Annotated in this window: 16 protein-coding genes; 5 read left to right on the top strand and 11 right to left on the bottom strand. The window is 65.6% G+C overall.

What is annotated here, in order from left to right:
• Window positions 1-357: 357 nt before the first annotated feature.
• The 5 genes from CJ177_RS02005 to CJ177_RS01985 all read right to left on the bottom strand — a co-directional run bounded on the left by CJ177_RS02005 (window position 358) and on the right by CJ177_RS01985 (window position 6,197).
• A complete protein-coding gene (locus tag CJ177_RS02005) occupies window positions 358-2,202 on the bottom strand; it encodes a bifunctional diguanylate cyclase/phosphodiesterase (RefSeq protein ID WP_061041504.1) in 1,845 nt (614 codons plus the stop codon).
• A gap of 14 nt (window positions 2,203-2,216) precedes the next feature.
• The gene (locus CJ177_RS02000; protein ID WP_095867174.1) at window positions 2,217-4,343 is read right to left on the bottom strand and encodes an Rv1355c family protein; all 2,127 of its coding nucleotides are present in this window, start codon (window positions 4,341-4,343) and stop codon (window positions 2,217-2,219) included.
• Window positions 4,340-5,008, bottom strand: a complete 669-nt coding sequence (locus tag CJ177_RS01995) for a hypothetical protein (protein WP_231914290.1) — start codon at window positions 5,006-5,008, stop codon at window positions 4,340-4,342. The genes CJ177_RS02000 and CJ177_RS01995 overlap by 4 nt, the downstream gene beginning before the upstream one ends.
• Window positions 5,009-5,310: 302 nt before the next feature.
• Window positions 5,311-5,736, bottom strand: coding sequence for a hypothetical protein (locus tag CJ177_RS01990; RefSeq protein ID WP_054246042.1), 426 nt, complete (start codon window positions 5,734-5,736; stop codon window positions 5,311-5,313).
• Window positions 5,733-6,197 carry a GyrI-like domain-containing protein gene (locus CJ177_RS01985; protein ID WP_054246065.1) on the bottom strand — a complete coding sequence of 155 codons (465 nt, stop codon included), beginning with the start codon at window positions 6,195-6,197 and terminating at the stop codon, window positions 5,733-5,735. Before CJ177_RS01985 ends, CJ177_RS01990 begins: the two co-directional genes overlap by 4 nt.
• A gap of 347 nt (window positions 6,198-6,544) precedes the next feature.
• Here CJ177_RS01985 and CJ177_RS01980 point away from each other — a divergent pair, with 347 nt between their 5' ends.
• The 4 genes from CJ177_RS01980 to CJ177_RS01965 are packed head-to-tail and all read left to right on the top strand — an operon-like array spanning window position 6,545 to window position 10,284.
• Window positions 6,545-7,804, top strand: coding sequence for a class I SAM-dependent methyltransferase (locus CJ177_RS01980; protein WP_061041507.1), 1,260 nt, complete (start codon window positions 6,545-6,547; stop codon window positions 7,802-7,804).
• Complete coding sequence (locus CJ177_RS01975) at window positions 7,801-8,589, top strand: hypothetical protein (RefSeq protein WP_061041508.1); 789 nt, start codon at window positions 7,801-7,803, stop codon at window positions 8,587-8,589. The genes CJ177_RS01980 and CJ177_RS01975 overlap by 4 nt, the downstream gene beginning before the upstream one ends.
• Window positions 8,590-8,591: 2 nt before the next feature.
• Window positions 8,592-9,242, top strand: coding sequence for a PIG-L deacetylase family protein (locus tag CJ177_RS01970; RefSeq protein WP_061700324.1), 651 nt, complete (start codon window positions 8,592-8,594; stop codon window positions 9,240-9,242).
• A gap of 1 nt (window position 9,243) precedes the next feature.
• Window positions 9,244-10,284: an NAD(P)-dependent oxidoreductase gene (locus tag CJ177_RS01965; protein WP_061041510.1), complete on the top strand. Its 1,041-nt coding sequence runs from the start codon at window positions 9,244-9,246 to the stop codon at window positions 10,282-10,284.
• A 19-nt stretch (window positions 10,285-10,303) separates the two neighbouring features.
• On the opposite strand, the gene CJ177_RS01960 is transcribed toward CJ177_RS01965, so the two are convergent.
• Entirely contained in the window at window positions 10,304-10,861 is a 558-nt protein-coding gene (locus CJ177_RS01960; protein WP_061041511.1) for a dTDP-4-dehydrorhamnose 3,5-epimerase family protein, read from the bottom strand.
• 62 nt (window positions 10,862-10,923) lie between these two features.
• Between CJ177_RS01960 and CJ177_RS01955 the strand changes: the two genes are divergently transcribed.
• Window positions 10,924-12,060 carry a class I SAM-dependent methyltransferase gene (locus tag CJ177_RS01955; protein ID WP_061041542.1) on the top strand — a complete coding sequence of 379 codons (1,137 nt, stop codon included), beginning with the start codon at window positions 10,924-10,926 and terminating at the stop codon, window positions 12,058-12,060.
• Here the strand turns inward: CJ177_RS01955 and CJ177_RS01950 are convergent.
• The 5 genes from CJ177_RS01950 to CJ177_RS01930 are packed head-to-tail and all read right to left on the bottom strand — an operon-like array spanning window position 12,015 to window position 18,723.
• The gene (locus CJ177_RS01950; RefSeq protein WP_231914291.1) at window positions 12,015-12,563 is read right to left on the bottom strand and encodes a YdcF family protein; all 549 of its coding nucleotides are present in this window, start codon (window positions 12,561-12,563) and stop codon (window positions 12,015-12,017) included. The genes CJ177_RS01955 and CJ177_RS01950 overlap by 46 nt on opposite strands.
• Entirely contained in the window at window positions 12,564-14,123 is a 1,560-nt protein-coding gene (locus tag CJ177_RS01945) for an oligosaccharide flippase family protein (RefSeq protein ID WP_231914292.1), read from the bottom strand.
• Window positions 14,124-14,137: 14 nt separating this feature from the next.
• Window positions 14,138-15,166 (bottom strand): glycosyltransferase family A protein, encoded by a 1,029-nt coding sequence (locus tag CJ177_RS01940; RefSeq protein WP_061041544.1) that lies wholly within the window; start codon window positions 15,164-15,166, stop codon window positions 14,138-14,140.
• Between the two features lie 2 nt (window positions 15,167-15,168).
• Window positions 15,169-16,530: a nucleotide sugar dehydrogenase gene (locus CJ177_RS01935; RefSeq protein ID WP_231914293.1), complete on the bottom strand. Its 1,362-nt coding sequence runs from the start codon at window positions 16,528-16,530 to the stop codon at window positions 15,169-15,171.
• Between the two features lie 36 nt (window positions 16,531-16,566).
• The gene (locus tag CJ177_RS01930) at window positions 16,567-18,723 is read right to left on the bottom strand and encodes an alginate lyase family protein (protein ID WP_257014340.1); all 2,157 of its coding nucleotides are present in this window, start codon (window positions 18,721-18,723) and stop codon (window positions 16,567-16,569) included.
• Window positions 18,724-18,740 lie beyond the last annotated feature (17 nt).

Below are 18,740 nucleotides of genomic sequence, written 5' to 3'. Positions count from 1 at the left end.
TGCAGAACGCAGCGCGAAAGTACGAACGCTCCCAGTCCGGTCGTCGAGGCGGAGGCTCGGGCAGGGCACGGCCGGGGATCGTCGGTACTCCCGCCCCCGTTCGGACACGTGCACATTCGGATCTAATGAGGAGCTGGGTCCTCTCGGACACACTCAGCGCTTCGACATCGCTTCCACATTCGCACATTGGCCAAACCCATGCTCGGAACCCACCCGCCGTGGCGTCGATCCGATCGAGCCCCGGAACTGATTACTAAAAAACATACTCCGAGTCTGTTATAGCCGCAATCAAATGACTTGCATTATTTAAAATGAATTAAACCAAACTTTCGGTATGGTTGTTATGCCACGGGCGACCTACAGCCCGACCTCGATCGCTCCCGCGACCAGCAACTTGCCGATCTTCTCCGCCGAGACCGGGCGGCTGAACAGGAAGCCCTGCGCCCGATGGCAACCCATGTCGAGAAGTTGCCGGGCCGACTCGACGTTCTCGACGCCCTCCGCGACGAGCTCCAGGCCGAACGATTCGGCAAGGCCGATGATGGACTTCACGATCGCCCGGTCCCCCGCATTGCTGTCGAGGTTCATCACGAAGCCCTTGTCGATCTTCAGCGTCCCGACCGGCAGCGCCTTGAGGTGGCTGAGGGAGCTGTACCCGGTGCCGAAGTCGTCGATCGCGACCTCGACATCCATCGCGTGCAGCCCTTCGAGCGCTTCACGCGTCCAGGTCAGGTCACTGAGCACAGCGTTCTCGGTGATCTCCAGACACAGCGCGCCCTTCCGAAGGTCGAATTCCGTCAACGCACTGGCAACGACGTCGAGAAAATCCAGACCGGCCAACTGCCCCGGCGAGACGTTGACGCTGAGATCCAGATCCAATTCGGGAACCTGCGACCGCCAGTCGGCCCACTGCCGGCAGGCCTTCCGGATCACCCAGCGCCCGAGCTCCCCCGCCACATTCGTCGCCTCGGCGACGTCGATGAACGACGCCGGCTGCAGCAACCCGAGCAGCGGGTGATTCCACCGCACCAGGGCCTCCACCCCGATGATGCGGCCGGTCCGCAGGTCGACCTCGGGCTGGTACTCGAGGAACAGCGACTCGTCCGCGATGGCCGCACGCAGACTGAGCTCGATCATGTTGCGTTTCTCGCTCTCCTCCTGCATCTCGTCCGTGAAGACGCTGATCGCATTACCGCCCTTGGTCTTCGCGACCATGACGGCCTGGTCCGCCTGGCTGAGAAGTGAACTTGTGGTCGCCTTACCCGGATATCCCGCCGCGACGCCGATGCTGACACTGCGACTGACGACCTCGCGGCCGAGACGCACCCGCTCGGTCACGACGTCGCGGATGCGCTGCGCCCGCGCCTCCGCCTCCTGCAAACCGACCGATCCGCCGAGCACGAGCACGAATTCGTCGCCGCCCAGCCTGGAGACGAGGTCGTCGGCCTCGCTGCTCGATCTGAGCCGGTCCGCGATCGTGGAGATGAACCCGTCGCCGGCTCCGTGACCGAAGAAGTCGTTGAGAGGCTTCAGCCGGTCCAGGTCGAGGAACAGGATGGCGACCGGCCCGGGTTCGGACTCGGCGAGGCGCGTGTCCAGGTGGTGGTAGAGCGCGCGCCGGTTACTGAGTCCGGTGAGGGAATCGTGGTCGGCCGAGTAGCGCAACTGCTCTTCGACGACGATGCGCGCCTGGACCTGGGCGAGCAGCGCGGCGATGGCCTTGAGGACGTCGAGCTCCGGCGGCGTCCAGTCGCGGTCGCCGAACTTGATGAATCCGAGCGTGCCCGTCGTCGTCTCACCGGACAGCAGCGGAACGGCCGCGAGCGACACCTGTGGCACTCCGGACGCCTCGCGGACCCGCTCGTTGTAATCCGGACCGGACACCTCCGGCCGGAAGATGGCCACTTCCTTCTGGTGCTCGATCTGGGCGAACGTCGAGTCGGCGTCCTTGAAATAGACGACGCCGAGCGGGTCGGGGTCGGGAATGAAGGGCCGGAGTGGGTATTCCGCGATCAGGACCGTCGCGGCGATGTCGTGGTCGGTGAACCGGAGGAAGCTGGTGTCGACCTCGAAATGCTCCACAAGATCCTGCAACACGCGGGTGGCCACGGGCTTGAACGAGACCGCATCGACAGGCGTGAGCCGGGACGCCACGGTTGTCACCAGGGTCTCGAGCTTCTCGGTTTGCTTCTCGGTGTTCACGGGCCCTCCTGTCCTTACGATATCCGCCTACGAACCCGATCGGCGAGGCGCTCGCTCCGAACCGAGGGGCCCGGCGCATGGCTGAGCCGTAACACCAGGGCGAGCGCTTCACCTCCCTTCGCTCCGACGACGTCGAACAGTTCCTTCCGCAGCCTCTCCAATGGTGCCGCATATCGTGGTGAGAGTTGTTCGAGTTCTGCGCTTTCCACACCGTAGAGAAATACCGGTGAAATCGGCTGGACGGCGAGCCCGAGCGCCTGCGCGCAGATCCATACGCATTCGGTCGCTTGGCCGCCGCGCACATAGTCCCGCAGGGTGCTGCCCGGGATCGCGACGGCGGCGATCGCCGAGCTCGACGCGACGCGGTCCGCAGTGGACTTGCCCAGCGCCTGTCCCGCGTCCTGTGCGCCCAACCGTTCCATGACGTCGGGTCTCCGCAACAGCGCAAGGGTCGACAGTTCCGCCGAGTCGAGTTCCAGTGCGCGAACGTCGATGCCGGTCTCGACCGAATCAAGGAGCGGCCACCGCAACTCGCCGATCATTTCGCGATGCAGGGTAGGAGTGAGGAATCGGATGCGATCCGACTCCGCCAGAATGGCGCCGATCGTCGCGATGTCGTCCCGGTCGGTCACCAGGCAGAGGCGTGCGCCCTCGCGAGATGCAGCATCCGAGAGAAGCCCTACCTGCGTGTCGTCCAACGGCCGGGGCACGCCCGGCCTGCGGTTGGTGGTCCGGTCGAGCATGTGCTCGTAGCGGTCGGTGAGTTCACGGTCGTTTCCGCTGCCGAACGTCATCGTGGCGACGGGAAGTCCCAGATCCCCGTCGCGGACTGTCACGGCGCCGAGCAGACCGGCGGCCGACGCGGCGATCCGGGCGTTGTGCAAGGCGGCGCCGATCGCGACACAACTGCCGCGGTATCCGACGTCCATGGCCGTCGTGTGCGTCGGGGCCAGGGAGATGGTCAGCCCCTCCTCGTCCGCCGCAATCGCCCACGGCTGAACGTTGCCGCCGGAAGGCGCGCGAGCCGCGGCATTCACGACGGCGTCGACGGCATCGGACGAGGCTGCGGCCGCCGCACGATCCGCAGGCGCCTCCGGCAGGTCGTGCGATCTGGGCGGATCGGTGAGGGCATCGAGATGCCCGTCCAGATCCATGCGGCACCGACCCGACGCGAGCGGCTGTCCGAGCACGATGCGCCGCACCGCCGCCGCGACCTCCGCCCCGCCGAGCAACACCTCGCCCCCGAGCTGCGGCCAGGTCGAGATGGTCTCGTCCACCTCCACCAGCGACGCCGCCATCGTCGCCGACAACTGTGTGGCGTCGAGAATCCGAAGGACGAGCGGAATCTTGTCCCGCGCGCCGAGACCGGCGAGTGACTCCACGTCGACGTCGCCGATCACTCCGTGGAAGATTGGGCGATCCGGTTCGAGGTCGAACCGCTCGACGTCCAGCAGGCCCCTGTCGCTGGTGGCCATCAGCACCGGCAGACCCCGGCGACGGGCCTCCCTCCGCAGGGACACCTTGACGTCCAGCGAGTCGCACTCGTCGATCACCACGTCCGTGCCGTCCAGGAATTCGGCCACCGACTCGACGTCGAGACCGTCCTCCCACAACGTCACAGTGACGTAGGGGTCGATCTCCGCGATACGGCGGGCGGCGACCACTGCCTTGTTCACGCCGAGGTCCAGAACGGTGCCGGGAACCCGGTTCAGGTTGGACAGTTCGAGGGTGTCGAAGTCCGCGAGCCGCAGGCCGCCGCATGCCCCTTCCAGGGTGAGGGCCAGCGCAACCGCGTGGCCGACGCTCAGCCCGACGATCCCGACCGTCACGTCGCGGAGTCGTTCCTGCTCCGGTGCGGTGACTTTGTTCCGATTACGGTCCAGCCGCAGCAGCCGGAACGCTGCGGGGCCGAGCAACCGCACCACGGTGCGTCGCCACGAGTAGTACGCCCACACCGGCGTCTCGTCCAGCACATAGGGATCGGGCGCGGGAACAAGAGTGCGGAGCGTGTCCCTCTGCTGTTCGAGTCGATCGACGAAGACCACCGCGGGGTCGCGGCGGAGACGGTCGAGTACCGCCGCGTCCCCGGAGTGGCCCTCGTCGAACAGCAGTGCGGTGTAGTCACCGCGGGATTCGTTCACGAGACGCTCCGCATCGGCCGGACGACGTTTCCTCCCGTCCCCGTCGCTGTGTCCGCCGACGGCGTCGAGCGGGACGTCGTGAGTAACAGTTGGGCCAACTGCATGGATTCGGCGCGGCCCCTGCGCCTACTCCGATCCCACCACATCAGCCGCGTCTCGTAGCGGTCATCGGGGTAAGGCACAGGAGCAATATGGTCGGCCACCACCCCGCCGGAGGACCGCCACGTGTCCAGAACGTGGGCTGCCGCGGTTGCGAGCATGAACTGGACGTCGAGCAGATCCATCGAATAGGTGGCGAATCGGCCCAGTGCGCCGACGAGTTCACCCCGCCTGCCGGCGCTGTCCGACACCCACGCGCCCTTCGCCTCCAACACGCCGAACGGCAACCGGTCCTCGATCATCCGGCGGACGGCGGGAGCTCCGGGATGGGTGCCCCATTCCGTGATCGCATGCGCCTGATCTGCGGAAAGATAGGGTCCCTGGATTCGGACGCCCGCCGCGACGGAGCCCTGCGGCTCGATCGCGACAACGAACATTGCAGTGGTGTCGCCATCCTGTATCCGGCGGTATTCGAGGGCCTTCTCGGCACCGTACTTGCGATAGCCGGTCACGGCGCCCTCGAGATATGCATCCCACAGCGCTGGCTCGTCGGAGGGCCGGGCCACGACGAAGCGACACTCCGACCGGGGATCCCAGACACTCAGAGTTCGGTCGAATATGGTCTCGGTCGACCGTACGTCGGTCTGCGGACGTGACAGCTGTTCAACAGGCATTGGCTTTCCCATCGGAGTTGGTGCGGCAATTCCGGGGACTCACGGGTTACGTTAAGACCCCAAGAACTGGACACACGAACACCCGGTCACAGCCCCGCGGCTACTCATTTTCCGCGTTTACTCCGGATTTGTCACCTGTGGTGCCGAAAATAGGCACTGAAACAAACTTCAGGTCGGTATTTAACGCGCCTGAATTACGTCAGGGAAATGAACAACTCGACGTTGTTCGGAGGACGGAAGACCTCTACCTCTTCCGCGTAAGCGCGCTCGATGCGCCCCTCCTTCTCGGCCACCTCGGCCTGGATCCACACATCTTCGATGGGGTCGGACGTCCGCCCGTCGGGTGTGAACTTGGCGAAATACCCGGCCGGGACGCGCACCAGCACGTCGCCGATCTCGAGGTGGTCGAGGTCGATGCAGCGATACCCGATCACGGCCGTCCATCCCAGCTCCGGGACCGCCACGTAGACGGTGGTGAGTTCCTCGACGCCGCGCAGCTGGACGCGCTCGCGGGTGAACTTCAACAGGTCGGTCGCATGCGCCGACGAACCCAACTCCATGCGCGGGAGAACGAGGCCACCGAAATCAGTCGACTCACGCTTGACAATTTCGAAACTCATTGCTGCCCCTGCCTGGTGGCGGGTGGCACTATCGCCACATAAAGATCGATCCCGAAAGCATGCGGGTAGAACTCGAAATCGCCGGTGAAGGACCGTTGAATCTGCTGTGACTCCTCCGCGTCTCGAATCTGCCCCCAGAGGGCGTCGAAGAGATCAGGGAATGTGCCGACCGAGGAGAACTTCGCATAGGTTCCCGCAGGAATCCGCGATACCAGGTGCCCGCGCCCTACCTGATCTATCGAGGAGCACTCGTACCCCACGATTTGCGTGTAATACGAATTGATCTCAGGAGCGTGGTCGACGTAGGCGGAGGCCAACGGACGATCCACATTCTGCGCGAGGAGGGTGGACCACGTCTTCTCGAGAGCCTTGTCGCGCGCTTCCCCCAGCGCCCGCTTGGGGCTGCGCACAGCCAGTCCAGCGACCAACGTCTCTTCGCGTTCGACAATGACGAACGGCACCGGGCACCCCTCCGATGTCATCGGAACATATGGCCTACAAGGACAATTTATGTTCGGCCTCCTGCATTTTGGAGGTCGAATTTTCACAATACATCGTCGGGAATCCACCGTCTGCGTCATTGGTCCCCGAAGCCGCCAGCCGCCTCTTCGAGGCCACAAATTACTCCACCTCCTGGACTAATTCGATAAATTCCGAAAAATGGTTTTGTACGCACTTAACATACCCGAAGTTGGTTTTGAGCCTTGAACGGTGACATGAAGTGTGGTTTATTGAGTGGATCGACGACCCGTGGTGTGACATACCTGACAGGAACGTCATGACCTCCCCGGGGTGAAGGGAGACTGCAGTGCGCTGCCGACTGTGCGACTCCGACCGGATGCGGAGCATCCTGGACCTGGGCGCGACCCCGCCTTGTGAACTCTTCCTGACCGAAGCCGCGTTGGACACTGCGGAAGTAACCTATCCACTGCACCTGCGGCTGTGCGAAGACTGCTTGCTCCTGCAGATTCCTGCACTGATCACGCCGGAAGACACCTTCACCGACTATGCCTACTACTCCTCCTTCTCGGACTCCTGGGTCGAGCACGCGCGGAGGTTCGTCGCCTCGGCCGCGGACAGACTCGGCCTCGACGACACTTCGTCGGTCGTGGAGGTTGCGAGCAACGACGGCTACCTGCTGCAACACTGCGTCGCCGCCGGAATCCGCTGTCTCGGAATCGAACCGTCGCACAACGTCGGTGCGGCCGCGCGTGAGCGCGGGGTTCCCACTCTCACCGCGTTCCTGGACGAGGACCTCGCCGCCCGTGTTCGAGCGGAGCACGGCCCCGCGGAACTCGTGGTCGCGAACAACGTCTACGCGCACGTCCCGGACCTTCTCGGATTCACTCGCTCTCTCCGCACCCTCGTCGCAGACGACGGCTGGCTGAGCATCGAGGTTCACCACGCCTTGAATCTGGTCCACCTCGCGCAATTCGACACGATTTATCACGAGCACTTCCAGTACTACACCGTGCTGTCCGCGACCCGCGCGCTCGCGACGGCGGGCCTCACAGTCGTCGATGTGGAACTGCTGGAAACACACGGGGGATCGATACGGATCTGGGCGCGTCCCAGCGCCGTCGGCCGGGAGCCGACTCGCCGCGTCGCCGAGGTGCTGCACCGGGAGAAGACGGCCGGCCTGCACGACGTAGACGGCTACCTCGGACTCGAGCCTCGGGTGAGGGCTGTACGACAGCAGTTGCTCGGGTTCCTCCTGGACTGCCGGGCCGAGAACCGGACGGTCGTCGGCTACGGCGCTCCGGGCAAGGGAAACACGCTGTTGAACTACTGCGGAATTCGTCCGGACCTACTCGAATATACGGTCGATCGGAATCCCTACAAGCACGGTCGTTTCACGCCCGGCACCCGGATTCCGATCCTCGACCCGAAGCAGATCGAGAAGGATCGCCCCGACGTCGTCCTCGCGTTGCCCTGGAATCTCGAGGCAGAACTGACCGAACAACTGCGATACATCACAGAGTGGGGCGGGGAACTGGTCTTTCCACTCCCCTCCCTGCACAGCGCCGGTTTCCAGCCGGACACCGTGTCAAGGAGGCTCACGACATGAAAGTTGTCCTGTTCTGCGGCGGTTACGGCATGCGCATGCGTAACGACCGCAGCGACGCAATCCCCAAGCCGATGCAGATGGTCGGCCCCCGGCCCCTGCTGTGGCACGTGATGCACTACTACGCCCACTTCGGGCACAAGGAGTTCATCCTCTGCCTCGGGTACGGCGCCGAGGCCATCAAAGAGTTCTTCCTCGACTACCGCGAAGCGGAGTCCAACGACTTCATCCTTCACGCCAACAAGATCGAGCTTCTGCATTCCGACATCAGCGACTGGTCCATCACGTTCGTCGACACAGGTCTGGAATCGGCGATCGGTGAACGACTGCGCCGCGTGCGACGGCACCTCGACGGCGACGAATACTTTCTCGCGAACTACGCAGACGTCCTGACCGACGCTCCCCTCGACGACGTGGTCGCGAAGTTCCACGAATCCGGTGCCGCGGCGTCGATGCTCGTCGTTCCGCCGCAGTCCTCGTTCCACTGCGTGAACGTGGCCGACAACGGCGAGGTCAAGGAGATCATACCGGTCGGTCGGCTACCGATCTGGGAGAACGGTGGCTACTTCGTCCTCAGCCACGAGATCTTCGACCTTCTCCCACCGGGCGGCGATCTGGTGGCGGATGTCTGCGAAACCCTGGCGGGCGAAGGCCGCCTGTTCGGATACCGGCACGAGGGCTTCTGGAAACCTGCCGACACCTTCAAGGAGCGAGCGGAACTCGACGCGAATTACGCAAAGGGCATCCATCCGTGGATGGTGTGGGAGCAACCGCAGGCGGTGTCATAGTCATGCTCGACCTCCATACCCCGCAGGTCGCCGAGATCGCCGTTCTCGGCGCACACTGTGACGACATCGCGATCGGCGTCGGCGGGACGCTGCTGACTCTGTCGTCCAGTTCGCCAGGACTCCGAGTGCGTGCCCTGGTGTTGTCGGGCAACGACTCCAGGCGAGAGATCGAGGAACGGCACGCGCTCACCGCACTGTGCCCCGGTGCCGACCTCGAACTCGACGTCCTCGACGTTCCGGACGGCCACGCGCCAGGATACTGGGAGCCGATCAAGACTGCACTCGAGGGATTCCGGCGACGATGTGAGCCCGACATCGTGTTCGCTCCGCATCGCGGGGATGCCCACCAGGATCACCGGCTACTGGCCGAACTCGTACCGACAGTGTTTCGGGACCATCTCGTGCTGGGCTACGAGATCCTCAAATGGGAGACCGACACCCCCCACCCCACTGTCTTCCATCCTCTGATACGAGCGGTCGCGGAGGAAAAGGCCCGGGTTCTGTTGAAGCACTACCCGTCCCAGATCGACCGCGATTGGTTCGACGAAGAAGCGTTCCTCGGCGTCACCCGACTGCGGGGTGTGCAGTGCCGGCGACTGCACGCCGAGGCCTTCGTTCTCGAGAAGGCGAACATACGATTCGGAAGGACCTGACATGCGAGTGCTCCTCACCGGACACCGTGGCTACCTGGGCTCGGTCATGGCTCCGTGTCTGCTCGCCGCCGGCCACGACGTCGTCGGCCTCGACTCGGGATTGTTCGCCGGCTGCATCCTCGGACCCGACAGTGCCGAGGTTCCGTCGATCCACGCAGACATCCGCGACGTGACGGCGTCACATCTCGTCGGCTTCGACGCGGTGATCCATCTTGCCGCGCTGTCGAACGATCCACTGGGTTCACTGGCCCCCGAGATCACCTTCGACATCAACCATCACGCGTCGTTGCACCTCGCCCGGCTCGCGAAAGACGCCGGTGTGCAACGCTTCCTGTACGCATCGACATGCTCGGTGTACGGCTCGGCGGGCGAGGATCTGGTGACCGAATCGGCACCCCTCCGCCCTCTCACCCCGTACGCGGAGAGCAAGGTGCGCGTAGAGGAGGACGTGACCGCCATCGCCGACTCGGGGTTCTCGCCGGTCTTTCTGCGAAACGCGACCGCGTTCGGGTTCTCGCCATGTCTGCGCGCCGACATCGTCCTCAACAATCTCGTCGGCGTCGCGATGCTGACCGGCACCGTGCGAGTGCTGTCGGACGGCACGCCATGGCGCCCACTGGTGCACGCCCGCGACATCGCCGCTGCATTCTGCGCCGCACTCGTCGCGCCCGTGGACGCGATTCACTGCCGCGCCTACAACGTGGGGACCGAGCACAACAACGTCACCGTGGCGCAGATCGCGGAGGCCGCGGCCTCGGCAGTGCCGAACTCGACCGTCGACGTCACCGGTGAGACAGGACCGGATCCGCGGTCGTATCGCGTCGACTTCAGCGCGATCCGGACGGCACTCGAGGGATACGCACCGCAGTGGACCGTCGTCGCCGGCGCGGTCGAACTGTACGAGAACTACGTCCGCTGGGGGCTCACGGAAGAGCTCTTCACTACGCGCTTCACCCGCCTGGCCCACCTGCGGACGCTGCAAACCGCGGGTCTGCTCGACGCGTCGCTCCGATTCCAGCGGGTCGGTGCGGGCCGTGACTGACGACGGTCGTGCGCGCGCCTCAGAGCGACTTCATCAGACTTGCCCAGCTCGCGGCAGCTGCGTCCCGCGCGCTCACCGACGACACCGGGAGCGGCCAGGCGATGGCGAGGTCAGGGTCGTCGTAGGCCACCGCCAGGTCTTCTGCCGGGTCGTGCTCCCTGTCGATGCGATAACAGACATCGGCGCAGTCGGTGAGGGCCTGGAACCCGTGCAACAATCCGGGTGGCACGAACAGATGCGCGAACGTGTCATCGTCGAGGGTGAACGCCTGCGTGCGTCCGAAAGTCGGCGACGTCCTCCGGATGTCCACGAGCACATCGTGGATCGCGCCATGCGCACATCGCACCAGCTTCGCCTCGCCGCGACCGGACCTGCCGTGCATTCCGCGGATCACCCCGCGCCGCGACCGCGATTGGGAGTCCTGGATGAAGTCCGCCGCGCGAACCGGAGTCCGGTCCGCGACCGCAGCATCGAAGAGCCGCGCGTCGAAAGTGCGCGTGAACAAGCCCCGCCCGTCCCGGAACGGGTCGGGCGTGAAGAGCACGACGCCCTCGAGTTCGGTGAATTTCGCCCGCACCCCACCATCGTGCCCCACGAGCCCCGCCGAATTCAGCGTTTCCAGGCGTCCCGGTGGTCTCGATGATCTGCCGCGGGTGCACTTCGTCCGACACGGTGCGGGTCCTCGATCTGGGGCGCACGCCCGCCGCGGACTATTTCCCGCCGCACTGGTCCCCCGTTGATCCGGCGGAGTCCTCGCACCCGTTGGCAATGGAGTTGTGCCGGCGGTGCGGCCTCGCGCAGTTGGCGCACGACGACACGACGCCGGAGGAGCCGCGGGGCGTCGAACCGCAGGCGCTGCGAAACCAGGCGGCCGCCGCAGTCGAGGCGGTCGCCGCATCGGGATTCCTCAACGGCGACAGTGTCATCGAATTCGGCAGTCCGCACGGTGGCAGCTGGCTGCAGTTACTCGCCGAGCGAGGATTCACCTCCCTGCCGGAGGGCCCCCCGGCCTCGGTGGTGCTGGACTGTTTCGGCCTGATGCACGAGCCGAATCAACGGGCGTCACTGCGGGAACGGGCGCACGCTACCGCAAGCGACGGAATACTGCTGATCCAATTCCATTCGCTCACCACGATCGTCACCCACGGGCAATGGAACGCGCTGCGGCACGGACACTGTGCGTACTACTCGTTGACCGCCCTACGGCGGATGCTCACGGATGTGGGGATGAGCCTTTCGTACGCGTGGGAGTTCGACCTGTACGGTGGCACCGTCCTGGTTGCCGCCCGGCACGGCGCCCGGTCGGGCACGTCGCACACCGTCCGCAGAATCCTCGCGGCTGAAAACGCCATGGGGGTGTGCAAGCCGCGATCGATCCGCCACCTGCAGCAGACCGCGGACGACCACGTCAGCTCGCTGCGTATCTGGCTCGCCGCGATGGCAGGTGGCGGGCAACGCGTCTACGCATACGGTGCGGCGTCGCGGGCAGTTGCCCTGTTCAGCCGTGCGGGCGTCGACCGACGTGTGTTGTGCGCGGTGGCCGACGCGTCCCGCGCCAAACAGGGCCGGCGGATGCCCGGCACCGATGTCCCGATCATCTCCCCCGCGCAGCTGCTCGCAGACGACCCCGACGTGGTGCTGCTGACGGTCGCCGACCTGCTCCCGGAGGTGCAATTGCAGTTTCCAGGGTTGACCGGCAAATGGGTGGTGGACATCACTGACGGGGAACGTCAGCAGCCTGGCTGGAACAAGCTCCGCACATACCCCGCCGTCTGATAGCCGCTCTGCCACACCCAGTCGGCGGCAGAGATGTCCGCCGGGCTGGCCGCCATCATGACGTCCCCGCCGAAGCAGCGTTGAATAATGTACCGAGCCCGTGACACATGCGGTGTGAACGTGACCACGATGACGCTGTTCCATCCGCCGGCCGTCGCGAGATCGCGAAATGCCTTCGCTTCCCCGGCGGTGGTCGCGGGGTCGGGATCGAAGCAGACAACCGCAAACGCGAACTGCGCTCCGCACAGTCGATCGAGCCACTCGTCGGATCCACCGCTCGGATCGGACAACACCACATGCCCGGCGAGCCCCTCGAGGGCGAGGTCGAGTCCGTAGGTATAGCGCTCGTGGCCGGGACCACCGAGAACCAGGATCGCATCGGCTCGGTGGAGTTCGTCGAGTTGCGGCTCGACATAGGTCGGCACACCTGCTGCCGTCGCGCCGAGGACCGCGGCGACCACGCAGATGAACGGCCAGCGCAACCATCGAGCTGTACTGCGCACCTAGCGTTCCCCTCCCGCGACGCGGCCGGCGATCGTGTGGACGGCCGCCCGAATCTCGGCGAAGGCGGATGGTGCGATCAACCGAAGGGACAGGAGGTAGGCGATCAGGAACGCCACGCACTCCAGGGTTATCGACGCGAGTCCCACCGCGATCGACCGCTGGTCCGAGTGCACCACGTACCGTTCGAGTGGCGCGATCACCGCGAACGCAGCCAGCGAGGCGATCACCGGTGGGACCATCACCCGGGCTATCTCGCCGCCCGATGCCCCGATCACCGAGCGCGCGAGTCCGAGCCCCGTGATTCCCACGACGATCGCCGCGCCGGAAACCGCGAGACCGACCCCGGCGAGACCGAGAGGTAGCAACAGCAGCAGTAAGGGAACTCCGGTCAGCAGGCCCGCTGCGGTCATCCAGTTCATGCGGCTGGATCGGCCGGCTCCCTTCATCGCCTCCGCGCTCACCGAGTTCATCGCCACACCGAGTCCCATGCCCGCCATCGATGCCACCGCCACTCCGGCGCCACGCCAGGGCTCGCCGAGCAGCACCACGACGGCGGGCTCACCGACTGCGACCATCAGTGCCCCCGCCGGCATCGCCACCCGCCAGATCCAACTCAGAGCGCGTAGGAAAGCATCCTTGAACCGCCGCGAGTCGGAGGAGATGCGGGCGAAGGCGGGAAACAGCACATACGAGCAGACCTGGACGATCGCCATGCCGGGGAGCAACGCGATCCTGCGGCCATACCGATAGTTGCCGAGCGCAGCCTCGCTCAGCCCGCGGCCGATGATCGTCAACTCGACGACCTCCTGTGCCCGTGCGGCTGCGCCGTCCAGTAGTAGCGGAAAGGAGAAGACCGCCATCTCGCGCCAGATCCGAAACGAGAACCGCCCACCGAACGGATGCCATCGGGACAGCCACCAACTCGCGACGATCCAGACGAGCATCGACGCATACGAGCCGATCACCAGGGACCACACGCCATACCCCAGCGCGGCGAAGACAATGGAACCCACCGCAAAGGTGATGCCCACTGCCGGATCGACGATGATCCGGCGTTTGAACTGGAAACGGCGTTGCATCAAGGCATCCGGGACGCACGTGATCGCGATCAAGAACATCGAACCCGACATGGCAGCGGCCACCGTCCCGACCGCCTGGCTGTCGAATACGCGTCCGATCAACGGCGATGCCGCCAGCATGACCAGGCTCATGAGGAGCCCGGTGCCCAGGGTCACCCAGAACACGGTGGTGGCCGCATTCTCGATGTCGTGCTCACGCTGAACGAGTGCCTGGGCCAACGTGCCGTGGGTGACGACCACCAGAAAGGTGGTCATCACCGTGCCCGCCGCGAACACGCCGACGATCTCGGGGCTCAGCAACCGCGCCAGCACCAACGTCTGCACGAACGTCACACTCTGCACGATCAGCAGACCCGCCGCGGCCATCGCGGCTCCGCGGCGCAGGATGCCGCTCAGTGTGCCGACCGCGGCGGTCCCGGGCGCCGGCGCAGATTCCACGTCACCGGACTCCGGTGCGCGCCCGGGTGTCGGCGAACCCACTGCGCCGCCTTCGTTCACGGCCGACTCACGGACTTGCTGCGCCGACCGATCGTGTGTCCGAGAGCAACGGTGACGCGATGCTTGACCGGATGCAGCCTGCGCAGCGTGTCGGGAAAGAGCGACAACGAGCACGTCACCAGGGCGGCGCGGAGCGTGTGCCGCTGCGCGAACGCTGCTTTCGCCTCGCCACGCGCCACGGCCAGGTTTCCTTCGAGCAGCGACCGTCGGGCCCGTCGCATAGCCTGGTGGTACCGCAACCGCCGTAGGTTGCTCCGTAACGCGTCCAGGTCCTCGGCCCGGCTCGTGGAGTGGGCGACCGTCTGGAACGACCGTTGGATGCGCCCATCGAACGCCTCGACCCCGGCGGGGTCGCGGGACACCGAGTCCTTCCGGACACGGCAGCGCGCGAGGCGATCAGGGAGCATGCGCACATCGAATCCGGAATCGACGAGCCTCAGCCACATGACCACGTCCGCCTCGACTTCCTGTGTCGCGTGCTCGTAGCCACCCACAGCGATCCACGCCTCGCGCCGAACCGCGCCCGTGTAGTACGGGATGTATCCCGCGAGCATCTCGGTCAGTGCCAGAGGCTGCGCCGGGTGCGGTCGCGCCCTGAATCCGATCGAGCGTAGGTATCCCTTGGGTGCGCCACCGTGATCGTCGAACAGCAGGGCGTCACAGCCGACCGCGTCGACGGCCCGGTCGGCGGCGAGTACCGCCCCCGTCCGCGCGCAGAAGTCCGGCATCAGCAGATCGTCGCTGTCGAGCACGCAGACGTACTGTCCGCGCGCCAGGTCGGCAGCAGCCGTGACACCGCCCTCGTATCCGCGATTCTCCTGTCTCACCAGTCTGATCCGGCTGTCGGATGCGAAGGAACCGACTATCGACGCGATCTCGTCGGAGCATCCGTTGTCGACAACGATCAACTCCCAGTCGGTACGGGTCTGGCGGCGCACCGACTCGATCGTCTGCGCCAGATACTGCTCGGTCCGGTAGGCGGTGGTCAGAAAGCTGAAGACAGGGAGGGGGCACGATTCGCTCACCGCTACCACCCCAAACCCACATAACCTTCGCGTCGGCGCCGCTCCTCGGCGCCCGGGAGCCGGACGAGGTCGACGACCGTGTGCTGCGCGCCCGCCCGGTTGACCGCCGCCACCACTGCGGGCTCCCTGGACCCCGCGATGAGCACCTCTGCGTGATCGAGGACGGCGTCGACGTCATCGGTGAGAACCTCACCGATGTGCGGCAGCAGTTCCTCGATGAAGTCGCGGTTCGCGCCCAACAACCTGGACAGTGCCACATTGGCATCGCAGATCTTGACGTCGTAGCCCTTGCCGATGAGTCGCTCGGCCAACTCGACCATCGGGCTCTCACGCAGATCGTCGGTGCCGGGCTTGAACGACAGACCGAAGATGCCGATCCTGCGCTTACCCAACGCGATCACCTGGTCCACTGCCCGCCGCAGGTGCATCTCGTTCGACACCAGCACGTTCGCCAGCACCGGCACTTCGACGTCGTGGATTCGAGCAGTGTGCATCAGCGCGCGCACGTCCTTCGGGAGACACGAGCCACCGAAAGCGAATCCCGGACGCAGATAGGCGGCACTGAGATTCAGTTTCGTGTCGGCGAGGAAGATGTCCATCACTGCGTGCGAGTCGAGCCCCAGAGATGCGCAGATGGCTCCGATTTCGTTGCCGAACCCCACTTTCAGGGCATGGAAACTGTTGTCGACATACTTGACCATCTCCGCGACGGGGATCGGCACGCGGAACCGCGGTCCACCGAGCCCGTCGTACAGACTTGTCACCAGCTTCCCGCTGCGCTCGTCACTTTCCCCGACCACCGTCTTGGGCGGATTGAGGAAGTCGCGCACACTGCTGCCTTCACGCAGGAACTCCGGGTTGACGCAGACGCCGAAGTCCACACCCACACGCTTGCCCGAGGCACGTTCCAGACGCGGGATGAGTATCTCCTCGCAGGTACCCGGCACCATGGTGCTGCGATAGACGACGACGTGGAAGCTGTCCTTGGTCGCCAGCGCGGCGCCGATCTCGTCGGTCGCACGCTCGAGATAGCGGGTGGCCAGGCCTCCCCCCGGCGCGGACGGGGTGCCGACACAGACGATCGTGACGTCGCTCGCGACGACGGCGGCGGCCGGGTCGTCGCTGACGGTGAGCAGGCCGGATTCCACCACCTCCGCGATCAGTTGGCCGATCCGCTCCTCGAACACCGGGGTCTGGCCCCGGCGCAGGAACTCGATCTTCGAGGGATTGACGTCCACCCCGACCACGGGGAAACCCCGGGACGCCAGGCACGCCGCCGAAACACATCCGACGTAGCCCAGCCCGAAGACGCTCAGGACCATCCGCCGCGCGGATGGACGCATATGCAATTCGGTCGCGCTCATGACAACCGCCCAAACCAGTAGAGTCCGCGAAGTTTGCTATAAGGACACATTCCATACTACGTCCCCGTTTCTAGACGCGTGTCCAATCGAATGGTTGATTTCCACCCGATTTTCCGCGCTCCCCTCGCGCCAACTCGCGATGAGACATCCATCGCGAACCCCGACGGTGAGGTCTTCAGCCCACGCCATGCGTTCGTCCAGTGGGTTGAGCACAGAAGCAACCACAACCGGTACGTCGCCCGTGCAGTACCCACCGACCAACCATGCCGGCTCTCTCGATTCCAGCCGACGCGACCACCACCCGAGACCGAGCTGGGCGTCACCTCGTACCTCGTACCGGATCAACTCACTGCTGGCGCTGTGGACCAGCTGGAGAATCGGCTCCCCATCGCGGCTGGCAAGGTGCCCCCCCTCGAGCGGCGTCACGTCCAGCGAGGGCGACAGCGGCCACGACGTGCGTACCTCGTGGCGGCCTCGGCCGGCGATGAGATCGACGACGAGGATGCTGCCCCGATCCGGCGGCGCGATGAGCCACCTCCGATGCACCACCGGCTGCGAGAGCCGACTGTAGCCACTGTGTTCGGCATCGACGACACAGCGCTCGAGGTCGACCGACCGCACCCGAACCCGGGCGTGCTCCGTCCACAGAAACGGCCCTCCGACGACCGACTGGTCCAGGCCGTCGACACACACGGTGGCATGAGCGCGAGTACCCCGATGAGCAGCGCGCCAGTCGGGGTGCCGGTAGTAGCTGCCGGTGCCGGGGTCGCCGATCACGTCGTCGCCGTCGATGCTCAGCGTCACTGCGAGGGCGTCGGCGTGCCCGTGTGCAGCGAGCGAGAGGTAACCGAGCGGCCCGACGTCGACAGTCAGCCGGCGCGCGCCCGCGCGCAGCACGACGAGACCGCCGTGCAGGGCGTAGAAGCTACGAGGACCAGGTTCGGGGAAGGACTCCGCCCCGGAAACCGGTTCTGTGCGAGCGTAGTTCATCCAGGCCGCCGACAGCGTCGTGCGGCCCACCCGACGTGCCGCCGTGTTGCGGGTCACCGCGCCCACCGTGCCGAGGTGATCTCGGGCTGTGCGCACCGGCTCCGCGCCGAGCCGGAGCGCGAAGCCCTCGTCGTCGTCGCCGTAGTGCGGCTCCGGATCACGATCACCGACGAGTGCTGCGATGAAGTCCGCGCTCCGGTCGACGGCCGCGATCAACTCCGGGGGTGGTCGACCGTCACGAAGCGTCAGCAACGCCGCCACGGTGAGAAGCAGTTCCGAGGTGAAGATCTGGTATCCCATTGCCTGCTCGGCGCCTGCACCATCGGGCAGGATCTGCCGCCCGGCCTCGGCCGACAATACGCGGATCGCGTCCTTCTCCCACGACTCGGCACGGGCCAGGTCCGGCAGAAGAATTGACACTGTGGCCAGGCCTGCCATTTCCCCTACCAGGTGGTTGTTCGCCGAGCTGAACCGTGAACGCTCGTCCCAGCAGCGACGGGCAGACTCGGCGAGCACGCGGACGACGGCCCGAAACCGCGCGGTCGTCAACGCCGGCGAATCCCGCAGACCCTGGAGTGCCACCGCGATCGAGATCGAGCGGACCCCCGCCTCGAAGGCACCACGCCATCCGATGCCGATGCCCGGTGGATTCTGCTCGATCCACGAATCGAGTTGACGAAACGCCGCGTCGCCGAATCGCTCCTCACCGGTGAACAACCACGCTTCGGCGAGCCAGGTCAGATGTTGGAGTCTATTGAGCTCCCAGATCCACTTCGGATCACCATCCGCGGTGCGGTGGTCGATTCTGGATGCGGGCACGACTGGCCAGCCGACTTTCGAATGCGGGTCGTAGTGCCAGTCGATCCGCTCCGGCAGCATCGCTTCCGGGTAACCGAAGTAGGCGAATCGCCCACCGGCCACGCGCTCGGCAGCCGCGATCACCTGCTCGACCCCGGCCGGATGTTCCCGCGCGATGACGGTGGCCCGGCCGCGGTCCAGAAGTATGGGCCGACCGGCGCATTCCCGGAATCTCGCCAACGCGGCGTCCCAGTCCGCCTCCGGCGTCCCGAACAGATCTGCGTCACTCGTCGCACCGCGCCCGCCGTGCGAAAGCAGGCTCCGACCCGCTCGACTCGCACGCCACGCCACCTCGCGCGGGCTCATCGACTGCAAGCGGTGCACGTGCCACAAGAGTTGACTCACGGCGCCCTCCATGCGGA

Source organism: Rhodococcus sp. ACPA1 (genome assembly GCF_002300195.1).
Taxonomy (GTDB): domain Bacteria; phylum Actinomycetota; class Actinomycetes; order Mycobacteriales; family Mycobacteriaceae; genus Rhodococcus_F; species Rhodococcus_F opacus.
Note: the sequence above shows the minus strand (reverse complement) of the source record. Positions and strands in the feature narration are given on the sequence as shown.

What these genes read in the sequence shown, in the direction of transcription:
- CJ177_RS01935 (WP_231914293.1), bottom strand. Translation starts at nt 16,530, where the DNA reads ATGAGCGCGACCGAATTGCATATGCGTCCATCCGCGCGGCGGATGGTC.
- CJ177_RS01975 (WP_061041508.1), top strand. Translation starts at nt 7,801, where the DNA reads ATGAAAGTTGTCCTGTTCTGCGGCGGTTACGGCATGCGCATGCGTAAC.
- CJ177_RS01955 (WP_061041542.1), top strand. Translation starts at nt 10,924, where the DNA reads ATGATCTGCCGCGGGTGCACTTCGTCCGACACGGTGCGGGTCCTCGAT.
- CJ177_RS01965 (WP_061041510.1), top strand. Translation starts at nt 9,244, where the DNA reads ATGCGAGTGCTCCTCACCGGACACCGTGGCTACCTGGGCTCGGTCATG.
- CJ177_RS01970 (WP_061700324.1), top strand. Translation starts at nt 8,592, where the DNA reads ATGCTCGACCTCCATACCCCGCAGGTCGCCGAGATCGCCGTTCTCGGC.
- CJ177_RS01990 (WP_054246042.1), bottom strand. Translation starts at nt 5,736, where the DNA reads ATGAGTTTCGAAATTGTCAAGCGTGAGTCGACTGATTTCGGTGGCCTC.